The organism is uncultured Flavobacterium sp. (assembly GCF_937967675.1).
Classification (GTDB): domain Bacteria; phylum Bacteroidota; class Bacteroidia; order Flavobacteriales; family Flavobacteriaceae; genus Flavobacterium.
Map to the genome: position 1 here is coordinate 36,371 of NZ_CALBSN010000067.1, position 16,826 is coordinate 53,196.

Consider the following 16,826-nt stretch of genomic DNA (forward strand, 5'->3'; position numbering starts at 1 on the left):
TGATTTATTCAAAGCTTAAATACTTCAACACTTCTAAAACTTTTCTTCTGTCAATAAGTTGCTCTACAGGTATTTCACAATCGGCAGTTGTGTATACTTCAAATTCCAGAGCTACTTGATTCATCACATCAATAACATCCAACGCATCCACATCTTTACAATACAACGCATCATATACATACAACGCATATATACCCCTTGTATTGAGTCTTTTTAATACTTCTGACATAATCCTTACCTCGTAATTAAATAATCGCTCAGAGGTCGCTTTGTGCTTTGATTTATTATAGCGTTTTTCGTGCATGATATCATTTAGCATATGAGGCTCTTTTAGCTTGTAATACTTATACAAAGGGCTTTGCTTCATTTGATTAATCTTCTCGTTGAAAAATGATAAATGAGCTTCTTTGATAATTTGTTTGTCCACTTCCAGTTCATCAGCAATCTTTTGATGAGTTATGAATTTTGAATTACCTCCATATAATTTTACTGCAATATTCGGATGCAAAGCTCTGTAGTCAACTTCTACAATATTACGTCCATCAATCTTTATCATTTTTCTAATCCAACTCGGCATCAGTGTAAAGCTATCCACAACTCTTCCTCCAGAACTTATATCACCTATATTCGGAATCAAGAAGCCATTTTGTGTTAAATAATTAAATAATTCTATATTTTCTTCAACAAAACTTCTTTTTTCAAAATCTGTAAAATAAGATTTGCTATGCTTGTTAAGCATGGTTAGTTTTTTTCCTTTTTTATTAGAATAACCTTTGGATATTAGCTTTCTAGCTTCTGTAATAATCTCTTCATGAGTTGGTAAAGTAAGTCTTGGATAAACACTCAACAGATTTGATGCTATAGGATTATCGGTAGCGCATTTTAATTCATTATAAAGCCATTCTTTTCTGTTGTTAATTAAATCTTTATCTTGAATAATATATTGCGTTAAACCAGCCTTAAAATAGTTATCAGACAACTTATAGCTTTTGGAACGTATTCCAATTTGATATGAATCATTTCCTTCTTCATTTTTTTGGATTTCAATCATAGCTCCATCTTTTTTAGTTCCATCAAGAAGAGCATTGATGATGCCTTTATAAACGTATGTGTTGCTGTTAGGCTTTTTAGCTTGTTGATGTAATATTTTTGAATTTAGTTTTTTCCATTTGTTTTCATGATAAAATGTTGATGTAAAATTGGAAATAAATACTAGACACTTCTCAATGGCTAAATCAATATTAGAATCAATCTTCCTCAAGAGTTCTTTTGAAACATATCTTTCAAGATTGCGTTTTATTTTCTTTGGAATTAGTATAGTATTTGCCTCTGGAAAGTACAGCGGATAGCTGGCATAAATATCTTTATCAATTTGGGTGTTAATTCCCTCTGTAATACCAGTAATATCAATACTTCTTTGTTTATTAATTTCTATGTTACTCTTAGTAACATAAATGATAGAAGGATTGATAAAGTTAGAATAAGAATTAGGTTGTAATGTTGAGTTAAAATTTAAATTAGTATTAATTAAATTAGAATTATTTGCATCACTTGATGATGAGTTATTTAAAAAGTTGTTCATTTATATTATAGTATTTATAAAAATTGTTATTGTAATAGAATAATCCCTCAATAAAGCCAAGATTGCGCTACTGTATAATAAATACTTCAATGTGAACTATAAGTAAATAGTAAATTGAAAAAAATATTAAAAAGGGATAAGTACACTAATGTGTCTAGAGGATACGGAGGTAAAAAATAAGTACTTTTTAAAAAGAAATTGTGATTGATAGATTAATCAACAATTTTTAACCAAACTCTTCATTGGATACCTAATATGAGTTACTATATTGAAGGTATTTCCATTTGGAACAATGGATTTTAATAATAAAGACAAAACAAATTGTCAAAAGATTAGCATTTAAAAATAAATGTTAATTAAGCTAACCAATGTAGAATTTTTAAATAATGTGTTTTTAAGAAAATGTTATTGTAGTGTCTCCTTTTGATGGCTGAGACCAACCCAACGCAACTGCATCGAGCGACCAGATATGGTTTGGAATGCATTCTTTCAAATATACGAAGAAACTACGAGAAATGCAATATTTTGGTTCTTGAATAAAGTGAAAAAACACCAAATTATGTTCCAGTAAGCAATAAATTGTACCCGTATCTGCTATTTAACCTTTAATAGTAAATACGGGGTTAAATAGGTTGTTTTAATAGTTTACTTTATTGTGTTCGCTTTAAATTACAGAAAATTTCGATAAAATGCGTAAAACCTCATTTTAATCATATTATTTTTTAGTAAATTGTGACCAATTTTATTTCAAACAATTCATGAAAAACGTTAAAGAATCAGCAAATTTTATCTGGTCTATTGCAGACTTACTTCGAGGTGATTACAAACAAAGTGACTATGGAAAAGTAATTCTTCCATTAACAGTTTTGAGAAGATTGGATTGTGTTTTGGAAGGAACAAAAGCAGAAGTGCTTAAAAAATACGAGCAAATGAAATCTACCAACATTCAAAATCTCGACCCGATTTTAAACAAGGTGGCTGGCTACAATTTTCATAACAGAAGTCCATTTGACTTCAACAAGCTAATTGCAGACCCGAACGATATTGCATCAAATCTGCGCAACTACATCAACGGATTCTCAGAGGATGCCAGAGAGGTTATTGAACAATTTGAGTTCGAGAATCAAATCAACAAGATGGACGATGCCAACTTGCTGTTTATGGTGGTGAAGCGTTTCCAAGAAATCGACTTGCACCCAGACCGCATTTCGAGCATGGAAATGGGATACATGTTTGAAGAACTGATTCGAAAATTTGCTGAGATATCCAACGAAACCGCTGGGGAGCACTTTACACCGAGAGAGGTTATCAAGTTGATGGTGAACATTCTATTCTTGAATGACCGTGAAATACTGACCAAAAAAGGCATCACCAAAACCATATTCGATTGTTGTGCTGGTACAGGAGGGATGCTATCAGTAGCCGAAGAATACTTGCACGAACTCAACTCAGATGCTCGATTGGAGGTGTTTGGTCAAGAATTGAACCCAGAATCCTATGCTATTTGTAAATCAGATTTGATGATTAAGGGGCAAAACGCATCCAACATCAAAAAAGGAAACAGTATCTCAGAAGACCAATTATCCAACGAAAAATTCGATTACTTAATAACCAATCCACCATTTGGGGTGAAATGGGAAAAGTTTGCAAAAAAAGTTAAAGAGGAACATGAACAGTTGGGTCATGGTGGTCGATTTGGTGCTGGCTTGCCATCCGTAAGTGATGGTTCGTTCCTGTTCTTGATGCACCTAATGAGCAAAATGAAACCAGCTGACCAAGGTGGTTCAAGATTGGCTATCGTATTCAACGGGTCACCGCTTTTTTCGGGTTCTCCAAGCAAAACAAAGAACGAGAGCAGTATTCGTCAGTGGATAATTGAAAACGACTTCCTAGAGGCTGTAATTGCCTTGCCTAACCAATTGTTTTACAATACTGGTATCTCAACCTATATCTGGGTAATTTCTAACCATAAACCAGCTAACAGAAAAGGAAAAGTACAACTGATAAACGGAGTTGATTTCTTCAAAAAAATGAGTAAATCATTGGGAGATAAACGTAATGAATTATCGGATGACCACATTGGGGAAATCACCAAAATTTATGGAGAATTCAAGGAAGGACAATACTCAAAGATATTTGATAACAAGGCTTTTGGATATGCTAAAGTAACTGTAGAACGACCAGAACGCAATGCTAAAGGACAAGTGGTGACCGACAAAAAAGGAAACCCAAAACCCGATTCATCATTACGTGATACAGAAAACATTCCGTTGCTGATGGATGTTGAGGAATATATGGAAAAAGAAGTATTGCCACACGTACCCGATGCGTGGATTGACCACAGCAAAACCAATGTAGGTTACGAAATCAACTTTACCAAGTATTTCTACCAATACAAGCCATTGCGCTCATTAGAGGAAATCCGTGCGGATATTATGGCATTGGAGCAAGAAACAGACGGATTACTTAAAAATGTTATGTTATGAGTTTACTTATTCTTTTAAGAAAATCAGCCTCAGTTAATCGTTTTCACAATTTACTCATTAACTCTATTGATAGCGGTGAAGGTGATAGTGCATTGTTGTGTTCTGGATTTTTCCAAGAGATGAATAATTATTCTGCATCTTTAGATTCTGGACTATGTTCTTCCCTTTTCAATAACAATGTTTCTCTCACAACGATTGGTGTTCACAATAGAATGTGGCTAAACAGATATAGAAGTTTTAGAGATATTTTAATTAGTAATGGCAATACCGTTAATGCTCTCATAACCAATAATTTTCATTGGCACGCAAAAATATTTATTTTAAAAAAACAGGGAGAGCCAATTTTCGGAATCATTGGAAGTAGTAACATGACTCGAAACGCTTTTGGTCACACAGCCCCTTTTAACTTTGAAGCTGATGTTGTGCTTTGGGATAGTTCAAATAATGCGATAAATAATATATGTCAATCCCAAACCGAGATAAGTGGTGGTGATTTTGATGATATTATATATGCAGATTATAATGTTGAGAGAAATAGAGGAAAAAATTCAATGGAGAAATTGAAGGATTTAGAAAACGAAATTATGAGTAAAACCCAACTAGATGAATTGCAATAATGAAGAAATACGATAACTACAAGGATTCGGGTATTGAATGGATTGGCAACATTCCAGAAAATTGGTCGTGTACGAAATTAAAATATCACACAAGAAAGATTATTGACGGAGCTCACTTTACTCCAACATATATAGAAAACGTTGAAAATGCAGTTCCTTTTTTAAGGGTTACGGATTTACATAGTCAAGAAATTGATTTCAATAATGTGAAATTTATTCCACAGGAAGAACACAAAGAATTAATCAAAAGATGTTACCCAGAAAAAGGCGACCTTCTACTATCTAAGAACGGAACTATTGGACTTATGAAAATAGTGGACTGGGAATGGGAGTTTAGCATTTTTGTTAGTCTTTGTTTGTTGAAATTTGAAAAGACATTGGAAAATCGGTTTTTTAAATTTTTCTTCGATAGCAATGTAGTAGATAGACAATTATTTGAGAGTAGTCAGAAAACTTCGGTTACAAATCTCCATTTAGAAAAAATAAAAGAACTTCGATTGACTTTACCACCAATCGAAGAACAAATCACCATCGCCAACTACCTCGACCAAAAAACCACTCAAATTGATGATTTAATTGCCAAAAAGGAGCGTTTGATTCAGTTGCTAGAAGAAGAGCGCACTGCCATTATCAACCAAGCAGTGACCAAAGGTCTTGACCCAACCGTTCCAATGAAGGATTCGGGTATTGAATGGCTGGGTGAGATTCCAGCGCATTGGGAGGTGAAAAGAATTGGTCATGTTGCAAAAGTTGTGAGAGGTGCTTCACCAAGACCAGCTGGTGACCCACTTCTATTTAATGGAGATTTTTTACCGTGGATTACAGTAAAAGAAGTTACAAATGCCGAAGGTAAATTTATTGTATCTACTGAAACTTATTTGACTGAGCAAGGTTCTAAAAATACCCGAATAATCGAGCCAGAAACATTATTATTATCAAACAGTGGAGCAACGCTTGGTGTTCCAAGAATCACAAAAATCAAAGGGGGAATTAATGACGGTTCTGTGGCATTTTTCAATTTACAAATTGAAAGAGATTACCTGTATTACTTCTTTATAACACATACAAAAATATATAGAGATGAGGTATCTGGTTACGGTCAACCTAATTTAAATACAGATATTATAAAATCTACTAAAATTGCCCTACCAAATAAAAAAGAGCAATTAGAAATTGTTCTTTTTATTGAAAACTATTTGGAGAAATTCGAATTTTTAAAGTATAAAACCCAACAGGAAATCGAGTTATTAAAAGAATACAAAACCGCATTAATCAGTGAGGTGGTTACTGGTAAGGTTGATGTTAGAGAAGAGAAAATAAATTAACAAGTTGCTATATGAATGAACTTGAGCTAAAAAAATTAATTGAAATTTTCAGAAATCAATCTTCTGAAACAGAATGTGTAGAATTTAAGGAAGCCAAAACACAATATGATTTTGGCAAACTTGGCAAATACTTTTCAGCACTTTCAAACGAAGCCAATTTGAAAGGGAAAGAATCTGCATGGCTTATTTTTGGCATCAAAGACAAACCAATTCCTAGAGCAATTGTTGGAAGTGATTACAGAACAAATAGAGTTGATTTAGATAGTTTAAAAGCTGAAATAGGCAACAAAACAACGAATCGAATAACCTTCACAGAAATACACGAATTACAATATTCTGAAGGGCGAGTAATTGTTTTTCAAATACCACCAGCACCAAAAGGGTTTCCAGTAGCATGGGAGGGGCATTATTATGGTAGAGATGGTGAAGATTTAGTTCCACTTAATTTAGTTGAAATAGAAACCATTCGTAATCAAAGTAACAGAACCGATTGGTCGGCTCAAATTGTACCCAATGCCACCCTTGATGATTTAGACCCAATAGCTATTGAAAAAGCGAGAAAAGAATACAAAGAGAAAAATCCAAGAAAAGCATCGGAATGTGATACGTGGGATGATATTACTTTTCTGAACAAAGCGAAAGTTACGCTACAAGGAAAAATCACCAATACCGCTTTGCTTATATTGGGCAAGGAAGAATCTTCCCATTTTCTGAGTCCAGCGGTAGCTAAAATCTCTTGGATTTTAAAAGATGAAAACAATGTAGAGTTGGATTATGAACATTTTGGAGTTCCATTTTTATTGAGTTCAACAGAAGTATTTAGCCGAGTTCGCAACCTTACTTATCGCTATATAAAAGACGATTCTTTGTTTCCTACTGAAATTAAAATGTATGATGCTTTTGTTATTCGTGAGGCATTGCACAACTGCATAGCACACCAAGACTATCAATTAAATGGTCGTATTACGGTTGTTGAAAAACCAGATGAATTATTGTTTACTAATGTAGGTGACTTTATCCCCAAAAGCATTGAAAGGGTTATTGAACAAGATGCTCCCCAAGAATACTATCGCAATCAATTTCTAGCGGATGCTATGGTGAACTTAAATATGATTGATACCATTGGTAGCGGTATCAAACGAATGTTTTTGAAACAAAAAGAACGTTTCTTCCCTATGCCAGATTTTGACTTATCTACTTCAAATAAAGTAGCTGTTAGGATTGCAGGTCGCATTTGGGATGAAAATTACACCAAACTATTAATGAGAAAAACCGATTTGGAATTAAAAACGGTTGTTTTATTAGACAGAGTTCAAAAAAACTTACCAATTGATGATGACGAAATCAAAGAATTAAAAAAGTTTGGTTTAATAGAAGGTCGTAAACCGAATCTTCATGTTTCTTCGGCTGTTGCAAAAATCACAAACGATAAAGCCTCTTATATCCGAAAAAGAGGAATAAACGATGAGTATTGCAAAAAGATGATTTTGGATTATTTGAAAGAATTCAAGGAAGGGAAAAAAGATGATTTTGAAAAAATACTTTTAGACAAACTTCCAGAGATTTTAGACATTTCTCAAAAGAAAAATAAAATTAAAAACATTCTTCAATCAATGAAGAACCAAGGAAATATAAAGGTTGAAGGAAAGATTTGGAAAATGTCTAAGTAATCATAGTAGATATTTTTTTAGACATTTTTTTAGACATTTTTTAGATATTATGGCAAAAGGAATACACACAGAACAGACCTTTGAGGAAGCAATCGAATCCAACTTATTGGAACACGGTGGCTACGTAAAAGGAAGTTCAACCGACTTCGAAGTGAAACTTGGGTTGTTCCCAAGTTACATCACCAACTTTTTGAAGGTATCTCAACCGAAAGCATGGGATAAAATAGCCAACATCCACAAAGATGGGGTGGAGCAAAAGGTAATTCAACGCTTGGTTAAAGAGATTGATTTAAGAGGCGTTTTGGATGTTCTAAGAAAAGGATTCACCGATTATGGTGTGAAGTTCCAGATGGCATATTTTAAGCCAGAAAGCTCATTAAATCCAGAAGCTGACCAATTGTATCAAACCAATCATTTGTCGGTAACCAGACAGCTGTATTACGAGCGTGTTGGCAAGAACTCTTTGGATATGGTGCTTTCTTTGAATGGATTACCAATTGCTACTATTGAGCTTAAAAATCAGTTTTCTGGTCAGTCTGTTGAGAATGCTAAGAAGCAGTATGTGTATGACCGAGAACCAAATGAACCAATATTCCAATTTAAAAAAAGAACATTGGTTCACTTTGCAGTAGATACGGATGAAGCTTTCATGACCACAAAGCTGGATGGAAAGAACACTCGATATTTACCATTTAATTTAGGATACAACAACGGAGCTGGAAATCCACCCAATCCAAACGGATACAGAACAGCGTATTTGTGGGAACAGGTTTGGACAAAAGATAGCTTCATGGATATTATTGGTAAGTTCCTTCACTTGAGTGTGGAAGAATTTGAGATGAATGGTGTCAAAAAGAAAAAGGAAACCATTATTTTTCCACGTTTCCACCAAATGCAAGTAGTAAGAACTGTTACTGCAGATGCACGTACTAGTGGTGCTGGGAAAAACTATTTAATCCAACACAGTGCTGGTTCTGGAAAATCTAATTCAATCGCTTGGTTATCATATAGACTTTCGAGCTTGCATGATGACCAAAACAATAGAGTTTTTGATTCAGTGATTGTAATTACTGACCGTAAGGTATTAGATTCACAGTTACAAAATACCATATACCAATTCGAACACAAAGATGGTGTAGTTCAAAAAATCGATAAGGATTCAACTCAATTGGCAAATGCCATCACCGCTGGGTCGCATATCATTATTACCACGCTTCAAAAGTTTCCATTTATTTTGGATAAAATTGGTGAAATACCAGCCAGAAAATATGCTGTAATCATTGATGAGGCTCATAGTTCCCAAGGTGGTGAAGCAACCAAAAAAATGAAAGAGGTACTTTCAGCAAAATCATTAGAAGATGCAGAAAGAGATGAAGCCTACACAGGACTGGAGGAAGATGCTGAGGATGAAATCAGAAAATCAATGCTTGCTAGAGGAAAACAGAACAACCTTAGTTTCTTTGCTTTCACAGCTACACCAAAACCTAAAACAGTTGAAGTATTTGGAACGATAGGAAAAAATGGCAAGCCAGAACCTTTTCACTTGTATTCTATGAAACAAGCCATCGAAGAAGGATTTATTCTCGATGTATTAAAGAGTTATACAACCTATAAGACATACTTTAAACTATCAAAACAGATTGAAGATGACCCAAAAGTAAACAAGAAAAAAGCATCCAGAGCCATTGGTCGTTTTATGTCATTGCATCCGCATAACCTTGCACAGAAAACAGAAGTCATGGTGGAACATTTCCGCCAAATAGTTTCAAAGAAAATCGGAGGCAAAGCAAAAGCTATGGTAGTAACCAGTTCAAGGCTTCATGCTGTTAGATACAAAGAAGAGTTTGACAAATATATCAAAGAAAAGGGATACAATGATGTTAAAACCATAGTAGCCTTTTCGGGTAAAGTAATTTACGATAACGCTCCAGAAGGTGTGACCGAGGTGGAACTGAATGGATTTGCTGAAAAGGAATTGCCAAGAAAGTTCGCATCGGATGAGTACCAATTGTTGTTAGTTGCAGACAAGTACCAAACAGGATTCGACCAACCGTTGTTGCATACCATGTATGTAGATAAGAAATTATCTGGAGTGAAAGCGGTTCAAACGCTATCTCGATTAAACAGGATGTGTGCTGGAAAGGAGGACACATTTGTGTTAGACTTCGCAAATGAAACACAGGATATATTGGATTCCTTCCAACCTTATTATGAATTAACTTCAATTCGTGAGAACTCAGACCCTAATCATTTGTATGATTTAAAATCTGAGTTGGAAAAAGCCAATGTAATTTGGGAAACTGAAGTCAATAATTTCTGCAACGTATTTTTCAAATCGAGCAAATCTTTAAGTGCATCTGACCAAGGAAAATTAAACTCGTATGTTGACCCAGCAGTGGAGAGGTTCAAGGCATTACCTACTGAAAAAGATGATGCAATGGGAACAATTACTAATCAAGATGATTTTAAGAACACTTTGCAGATATTTACAAGAACTTATTCATTCTTGACCCAAATTATGCCTTTTTCGGATGTTGATTTGGAGAAGCTTTTCACTTATGGAAGATTCTTATTGAAGAAATTACCAAGAACATCACAAAATGACAAATTCAAATTAGGTGATGAAGTATCGTTAGAATACTACAGACTACAAAAAGTTGCGGAACAAAGCATTCTAATGGAAAGTCAAAGTGTTTATGAATTAGAAGGTGGTGGACAAGCTGGAATACGATTAACCAAAGAGGAAGAAGCTAATTTATCAGAAATTATAAATGTTTTAAATAAAAAGTTCCATACAGAATTTAACACAGCAGATAAACTTTTATTTGACCAGATTGAAGAGGAAATGGTAATGGATGAGAAACTTGCATTGCAAGCAAAATCAAATACCATTGATAATTTTAAATTTGGTTTTGAAGAAATGCTATTGGATAAATTTATATCCAGAATGGAACAGAACCAAGATATTTTCACCAAAATGATGGATGATAAAGAATTTGGTGATGTGGTCAGAAGTTATATGTTGAAAAAGGTTTATGATAGGTTAAGTAAGTAAATTTAATTTTAAATAAAAAATAATGAAAATTAATATCGTATTGTTGGCTATTTTTTTTACACAATTTTCTTTTACTCAGAATAAAATTAAAAAAGAAATTGAAGAAACTTACAAAACATCACTAAAGTTTGGTAAACCTGTTAACGGTAAAGTTGAATCCAAAATAACAAAATTTTACAATGATAGTGGAAATGTTATAAAATTAATCACTGAGACTTTTGATGAATGGGCATTTAATCCAGAACCTATAATAACTAATCTATACAACACAGATAATAAAGTGGTTGAAACAAGCTACTTAAATCTTGATGGTTCTTTGATTCAAAAATCAATTTTCGAATATGACTCAAAAGGAAATAATATTGAATATAATATTTATAATTATGAAGGTGATTTAATTATTAAATGGGAATTTAAATATGATTACAATAATAGAATTATTGAAGAGTTAAGACATGATTCTGATGGAATTTACAAAGGAATTTATTCTTATGAGTCAAAAGAAAAAAAAGTTATTAAAAAATATCAAAATGATTTATTTTTCAATCAAGTTGAATACAATTTTGATAAAAATGGTAATGAAATTGAAATAAAAACATATAATTCTAATTATGAATTGATATCAAAAACAACTAAAAAATATGATTCAAATAACAATTTAATTGAAGAAATTAATTTAAATGGAAATGAACTTTTTAAATATACTTACAATTATTCAGCATTTAATAAATTTAATCAATGGACAGTTAAAACAATTTATATAAACAATAAAATTGAAAAAACGATAATTAGAAAATTAGAGTACAAATATTAAAAGCAACATAAAGCCCTGGATTTCAATTAAATAAATTGTTTTTTTATATTTTCATTCCAGACCTTTGCCTCAAGTTTCAGATTTAGATTATAGCTTATTAAAAAAGCAAAATTGAAACAACCGATTTCAACAAATCCATTTCAAAGCTTTCAAATAAATTGAGCATCTAAATTTAAAACGAAATTCAAACCATGTCCATTTTGTGCAAAATTAGATTTTAGTCATACACTGCACAAAACACATAAATAGGATTTCAATAAAATGCAATGTTAAACATGTGCAAAAGGGCATACCCTAAAATTGCACAATTTTAAGCAAAGGTCACCATGAAAAAAGCTCGTTACATTCGTCAATCAACAAAAAATCAAACCAACCTTCGTCAGCTTGCAAAAGCACACCCAGATGAAGAATTATTCATTGACATAATAAGTGGTTCAATTCCATTTGATGAACGTCCTGAAGGTAAACGACTCATTCAAGCAGTTGAAACTGGAAAAATAAATTATGTAAGCTTCCATGCCATCGACAGAGCTGGAAGAAATACTATCAATGTATTACAAACGCTTCAATATTTTTATGATAAAGGTGTGGTTGTAAAGATTGATAACTTGGGATTGGAATCCATGATTAACAACAAAGCTAATCCAGTGTTTAATCTTATTACAACCATATTAAGTGAGCTAAGTTCATTAGAAAAAACAAGTCTTCTTGAAAGACAAGCTGAAGGAATTCATCAAGCCAAACTAAAAGGTATATATAAAGGTAGAGCTGAAGGAACTTTTGATACGCCAGAACAAACACTTCAGAAGCATAAGCGTGTGGTTAGAGCCATTAAAATGAATCCAACGCTATCGCTTAGACAAATTGCCAAGTTGGCAAGTGATTTAGATTATAAGGTATCAGCCAATACGGTTAAGAAGGTAAAAGAATTAATGTTGAACTCAAATTTACAAGTTGCCTAATGATGCGAGTTGATTTAACCGCCATTCATAATTTAATGTTTAAATTTTATGGTAGCCGTAATATGCAAATGGACACAATTGTGGAAAGCAAGCACTTTTTGAGACCCAAAGAAATCATTATTAAATTTGATTTTAAGAAGGATTGCAATTTGGATATTGAAAAACTAACAAGAAGATTAGCAAGACACATTTGGAATGTTCATAATTTCTTTGTGACCGTGAAGGATGATACTATTGAAATTTGTATCATTTTCTATATAAACAAAAAACTCAAAGATTTTGACTTTGAGTTTAGTGAGAATTGAAAGTATTAAAATAATTTTCTCAGTATTATCTATTTCTATTTGAGGATTAATAGTTTTGATGGTATAAGATACACAATAATTTTGATACTTATTTGATATAAATCTCATTAAATTAATCTACAGTCTTAAACCTTTATTCGCTATTTTTAATAACACGAAACAACACTTTTGTCTTATCTGGCAATTACTTTTTAGATTAAAATTAATATCTCGATAGATTCATTTTTAAAGTTTTACTCATATATATTTAAATCTTTGATAAAACTCTTTGTAAACTTAATAATACCTAACAGCAAATCATATGTGCTTTTCAAACAGATAAATCACTGTTTAACTTAATATCAAAAAATCTACCAAACGGGGTTATATTATCAAAGTGTCAAAGAGCAAAAGTACCTAATCCTTTACACAACGAACCGAGTTGCCAAATCGCTTATAGGTGTAATCGATGTAGACGTTACCATTCATGTTATTCAAGTGACGGTACCATGCAGCGGATGTATTAGACTCTGACAAACTCCACCAGCTACCGTATCCGCCAATGCTGTAGAATGGCATAAGGGTGCTGCGAAAACCCGCTGGAAGACCTGTAAAACCAGATTCGTTGGTTGCAGATTCGTTTGGACTTTCCCATAATCCTGTTCCTGCTTGCAGGGTTCCTGTAGATTTCATCTTGCCTCCAGCTACCAATTCTCCTCCTAAAAAATCAGTTAGTTGTGTCCATTCTGCATCACTTGGAATATGCCATCCTTGAGGTGCTAATATCTTGTTTGGTGTTGAAGGGTCATTATCGTGTATTCCTGCCACCGCATACCAATTATACAACTTGCCATAAATGGCGTTGTTCGCTGGGTCATTATTGTAATAACACCAAGCTCCAGTGGTTAGGTTTGCCCATTGTGTTGGGTCGGTAACTTGAGGAATAGGTGTGCCGTCTCTATAAGTCTCAACATCTAAATTTTTAGATTGCCAAATTTGAGTACCTATAGTTACAAATTCAATATTTGAGTTATTACTTGAATTCTCATCACTTGAACATGAATAAAATGCAAATAAAGAAATAATAAACACGTTTAGTTTTCTCATATAAAAAGGAATGTTTCTATTTATAAATAATTAATCATAGAAAAAATTTAAAACGGATTAAATGCTGTAAAACTACCATTAATAATATTATAATTTTGTTGACTTGGATAATTTGGGCACGGTTGAGAAGTTAATGGATTTACACCTCCAGTATTGTTTAAATTATTAAATTGAAATTCTCCCCTAATATAATCTTCTGTTATTTCTGTTATTTTTAAAAAACCAGTTGATGATTGTTGCTTTTCCAATTCTAATGCACAAAAATCGATACCTGAAAAATTGTTATCATTATATGGAAAACGTCCTCCAATTGAATTAAAATTTTGTATTTGAATTATTTGATTAACCTGAATTTCACTATCTAAAGTAAAACCCATGCTTAACTCTACATAAGAATCTTGTTGAAAAAGAGGATTGCTTCCAACTCTTTGTACTAAACCACTAATTGAATAATCTATACTTCCATCATTATTTATATACTTATCTGTTAGTGGTACTCCTTCATAATTGAAATTATTAGGAATTTCAAAATTCATTACAATATCTGTATCATCAATTAAATCATTAGATTCTGAACTACAGCCTATGAATAAGTGTATAATAAATAAAACTAAAATTGAATATATTTTTCTCATAATTAATAAAATAAAAAACTGCCATTAATGGCAGTTTTAAGGTTTAACTTTAAAATTTATAACCTACTGAAAATTGGAAAACATTATTGTTTATTTTCAATGAAGTACTATTACCAAACTCATCTGTGTAATCTTTAGCAATACTAGATAAACCTAAATTATATCTTGCATCTATAAAGAAATTTTCAGTTATTGAATAACTTGCTCCAAGATTAAAGCTTAATGCTAATGATTTGTAAAATTCTTTTGCATCAATTGATTCAGAACCCGAATCTGTAATTCCATTATCATTTTCACTAAACTCAAAATCTTCCTTTGCACTCATTAAAATCCCGAATTGAGGTCCAGCTAATAATGCAAACTTTTCAGCAACATAATATTTTGCTAAAATTGGAACATTTAAATAATTTAGTTTTGTTTTTGATTCTTCACTGTATGAATAATCAACATCAGACTCCGAATATTCTGATTTTGCACCTTGCATTGAAAACAATAACTCTGGTTGAATAGCAAATTTTTCTGAAATGCTTATCTCTGCAAAACCACCTAAATGGGCACCGATTAGTGATTTTGTGTCTTCCACATCACCACTTAAGTTCGAAATATTTAACCCAACTTTTGCACCGAATTTAACATCTTGTGCATAAGATAATGCTGAAAATAAAAATACAGCTGATAATAAAATTTTTTTCATAAAATATTAGTTTTTAAATTATTTAACAAATTACCTAATATAATTTTTAGCTTTTTTTTAGATTTAGTTATCGTATATATTATTTGTTTAAACGTAGCTGAATCATGTAATTAGTATCTTAATTCCCTGCCTTACAATTACTGGAATAGAATTTTAAATGAACGTATTAATTTTTCATCTTTTATTGAATACAATGACACAAAATAAACACCTCTATTATTTCCTTGTAAAGAAACTAATTGTGAGTCTCTCATTGTTGTAGAATAAACCTGCTGACCTAAAACATTAGTTATTTTGACTATTATATCATTTAAATTCAAATTATTATTGATTTTAATATAAAAATCTGAATTTGTAGGATTTGGATAAACAGAAATATTGTTTTTTGAATGTAAAAATTCTTCTGAATTTAAATTTACTTGATTAATTACAAATCCTGAAGTATTTAAACCATACATATTAACTGGCCAAACATCATTATTTATACCTTGTGGCTTAATCCAAAATTCTACAGTAAGGTTAGTGGTGGGAATAGATTGGTTAATTTGGATTCTAGAATTTACTCCATTAAAAGAATATGAATTACCAAATTTTCCTTCAGAGCTCGTAATATTAAATCCACTGCCATTAACTCCAGTAGAAGCAGTTATTGTTGAATTGTTTTCTTCATCTAAATGCCATAAACCAATTGTGTTTGAATCACTTGAAAATGGTAAATTAGAATTAAAATAATTCAATATTTCAGTTGGCGTTCTGATTGTGTTTGAAATTCTTACTTCATCTATTAAACCATTAAACCAACCATTATAACTTGTATAAAATACAGCCCCTAGGTCTAATCTAGACCAAGAGTAATTTATATTAGCCCATGTTCCAGAATAAATTAATTGACCATTTTTATAGAGTTTTCCTTCATTGTTGATATCTTTTGTGAATACAATATAACTCCAATTATCAATATCTAAAACACAATTTGAATTATTTGCATCAAGTAAATTTGTAACTGAGCCTACAGTTGATTGAGAAAAAGTAAATGTTGAAAATGTAATAATAATACTTAATAAGAAATTTTTCATGTTTAATCAATTTATAATTAATAAACAAATTGATTAAAATAATTTTGAATATTATTTAAGTTTTATTAAACGAAGAAATAAATTATTTAACGTATTGAAATTTCAATTTTTATAGACGTTCCTTGCTCTACATTTAAAAAGCTGATTTTATTATATTTATTGTTTTCAAAAAGTTGAATTCTTTCTTCAACTAATTTTAAGCCTTTAGAAAATGTATTTGAATCACCCACACCCATACCGTTATCTGTAACTAAACAGATAATTTTATTTTTGTATTTTGAAAAATTTATTCTTAATTCTGGATTAGTAATTGAGTTATCAAATGCGTGAACAAATACATTTTCAACTAGTGGTTGAATAATCATTGGAGGGATTTCAATATCGTGAACATCAATAGTATCATTAATATCAATTACCCATTTCACTTTTATTTTTCTTCTAAAATTTTCTAAAATTATATACCGTTTCAAATAATCTACTTCTTCTTCCAAATTAATTGTAGTTTTTGAAGAATAATTA

The 16,826-nt window shown here is 31.7% G+C and carries 13 protein-coding genes and 1 pseudogene; 8 read left to right on the forward strand and 6 right to left on the reverse strand.

Going from position 1 to position 16,826, the window contains the following annotated elements; all coding sequences use genetic code 11:
* Window positions 1-4: 4 nt before the first annotated feature.
* The gene (locus Q0075_RS04575) at window positions 5-1,582 is read right to left on the reverse strand and encodes a hypothetical protein (protein ID WP_297868482.1); all 1,578 of its coding nucleotides are present in this window, start codon (window positions 1,580-1,582) and stop codon (window positions 5-7) included.
* A gap of 758 nt (window positions 1,583-2,340) precedes the next feature.
* On the opposite strand from Q0075_RS04575, the gene Q0075_RS04580 reads away from it, so the two are divergent.
* The 8 genes from Q0075_RS04580 to Q0075_RS04615 all read left to right on the forward strand — a co-directional run bounded on the left by Q0075_RS04580 (window position 2,341) and on the right by Q0075_RS04615 (window position 12,816).
* The gene (locus tag Q0075_RS04580; protein ID WP_297868483.1) at window positions 2,341-4,068 is read left to right on the forward strand and encodes a class I SAM-dependent DNA methyltransferase; all 1,728 of its coding nucleotides are present in this window, start codon (window positions 2,341-2,343) and stop codon (window positions 4,066-4,068) included.
* Window positions 4,065-4,685, forward strand: a complete 621-nt coding sequence (locus Q0075_RS04585; protein WP_297868484.1) for a restriction endonuclease PLD domain-containing protein — start codon at window positions 4,065-4,067, stop codon at window positions 4,683-4,685. The genes Q0075_RS04580 and Q0075_RS04585 overlap by 4 nt, the downstream gene beginning before the upstream one ends.
* Window positions 4,685-6,010, forward strand: coding sequence for a restriction endonuclease subunit S (locus Q0075_RS04590; protein WP_297868485.1), 1,326 nt, complete (start codon window positions 4,685-4,687; stop codon window positions 6,008-6,010). Before Q0075_RS04585 ends, Q0075_RS04590 begins: the two co-directional genes overlap by 1 nt.
* Before the next feature lie 11 nt (window positions 6,011-6,021).
* Window positions 6,022-7,680 (forward strand): RNA-binding domain-containing protein, encoded by a 1,659-nt coding sequence (locus Q0075_RS04595; protein WP_297868486.1) that lies wholly within the window; start codon window positions 6,022-6,024, stop codon window positions 7,678-7,680.
* 49 nt (window positions 7,681-7,729) lie between these two features.
* On the forward strand, window positions 7,730-10,735 hold the full coding sequence (locus tag Q0075_RS04600) for a type I restriction endonuclease (RefSeq protein WP_297868487.1): 3,006 nt from the start codon (window positions 7,730-7,732) through the stop codon (window positions 10,733-10,735).
* A gap of 22 nt (window positions 10,736-10,757) precedes the next feature.
* Complete coding sequence (locus tag Q0075_RS04605; RefSeq protein WP_297868488.1) at window positions 10,758-11,549, forward strand: hypothetical protein; 792 nt, start codon at window positions 10,758-10,760, stop codon at window positions 11,547-11,549.
* A 326-nt stretch (window positions 11,550-11,875) separates the two neighbouring features.
* Window positions 11,876-12,511 (forward strand): recombinase family protein, encoded by a 636-nt coding sequence (locus tag Q0075_RS04610; protein ID WP_297868489.1) that lies wholly within the window; start codon window positions 11,876-11,878, stop codon window positions 12,509-12,511.
* Window positions 12,511-12,816, forward strand: coding sequence for a hypothetical protein (locus Q0075_RS04615; RefSeq protein WP_297868490.1), 306 nt, complete (start codon window positions 12,511-12,513; stop codon window positions 12,814-12,816). The genes Q0075_RS04610 and Q0075_RS04615 overlap by 1 nt, the downstream gene beginning before the upstream one ends.
* A gap of 396 nt (window positions 12,817-13,212) precedes the next feature.
* Here Q0075_RS04615 and Q0075_RS04620 read toward each other — a convergent pair whose 3' ends face one another.
* The 5 genes and pseudogenes from Q0075_RS04620 to Q0075_RS04640 form a co-directional block, all read right to left on the reverse strand.
* A complete protein-coding gene (locus Q0075_RS04620; RefSeq protein ID WP_297868491.1) occupies window positions 13,213-13,902 on the reverse strand; it encodes a fibrobacter succinogenes major paralogous domain-containing protein in 690 nt (229 codons plus the stop codon).
* A 47-nt stretch (window positions 13,903-13,949) separates the two neighbouring features.
* A complete protein-coding gene (locus Q0075_RS04625; RefSeq protein WP_297868492.1) occupies window positions 13,950-14,537 on the reverse strand; it encodes a hypothetical protein in 588 nt (195 codons plus the stop codon).
* Window positions 14,538-14,586: 49 nt separating this feature from the next.
* Complete coding sequence (locus tag Q0075_RS04630) at window positions 14,587-15,231, reverse strand: porin family protein (protein ID WP_297868493.1); 645 nt, start codon at window positions 15,229-15,231, stop codon at window positions 14,587-14,589.
* A gap of 137 nt (window positions 15,232-15,368) precedes the next feature.
* Window positions 15,369-16,307, reverse strand: a complete 939-nt coding sequence (locus Q0075_RS04635) for a LamG-like jellyroll fold domain-containing protein (protein ID WP_297868494.1) — start codon at window positions 16,305-16,307, stop codon at window positions 15,369-15,371.
* Window positions 16,308-16,393: 86 nt separating this feature from the next.
* A pseudogene (locus Q0075_RS04640) lies at window positions 16,394-16,826 on the reverse strand (hypothetical protein); the annotation flags it as partial.

Coding starts and splice junctions, on each gene's coding strand:
- Q0075_RS04585 (WP_297868484.1), top strand. CDS start 4,065: ATGAGTTTACTTATTCTTTTAAGAAAATCAGCCTCAGTTAATCGTTTT.
- Q0075_RS04595 (WP_297868486.1), top strand. CDS start 6,022: ATGAATGAACTTGAGCTAAAAAAATTAATTGAAATTTTCAGAAATCAA.
- Q0075_RS04580 (WP_297868483.1), top strand. CDS start 2,341: ATGAAAAACGTTAAAGAATCAGCAAATTTTATCTGGTCTATTGCAGAC.
- Q0075_RS04615 (WP_297868490.1), top strand. CDS start 12,511: ATGATGCGAGTTGATTTAACCGCCATTCATAATTTAATGTTTAAATTT.
- Q0075_RS04635 (WP_297868494.1), bottom strand. CDS start 16,307: ATGAAAAATTTCTTATTAAGTATTATTATTACATTTTCAACATTTACT.
- Q0075_RS04625 (WP_297868492.1), bottom strand. CDS start 14,537: ATGAGAAAAATATATTCAATTTTAGTTTTATTTATTATACACTTATTC.
- Q0075_RS04605 (WP_297868488.1), top strand. CDS start 10,758: ATGAAAATTAATATCGTATTGTTGGCTATTTTTTTTACACAATTTTCT.
- Q0075_RS04575 (WP_297868482.1), bottom strand. CDS start 1,582: ATGAACAACTTTTTAAATAACTCATCATCAAGTGATGCAAATAATTCT.
- Q0075_RS04590 (WP_297868485.1), top strand. CDS start 4,685: ATGAAGAAATACGATAACTACAAGGATTCGGGTATTGAATGGATTGGC.
- Q0075_RS04610 (WP_297868489.1), top strand. CDS start 11,876: ATGAAAAAAGCTCGTTACATTCGTCAATCAACAAAAAATCAAACCAAC.
- Q0075_RS04630 (WP_297868493.1), bottom strand. CDS start 15,231: ATGAAAAAAATTTTATTATCAGCTGTATTTTTATTTTCAGCATTATCT.
- Q0075_RS04600 (WP_297868487.1), top strand. CDS start 7,730: ATGGCAAAAGGAATACACACAGAACAGACCTTTGAGGAAGCAATCGAA.
- Q0075_RS04620 (WP_297868491.1), bottom strand. CDS start 13,902: ATGAGAAAACTAAACGTGTTTATTATTTCTTTATTTGCATTTTATTCA.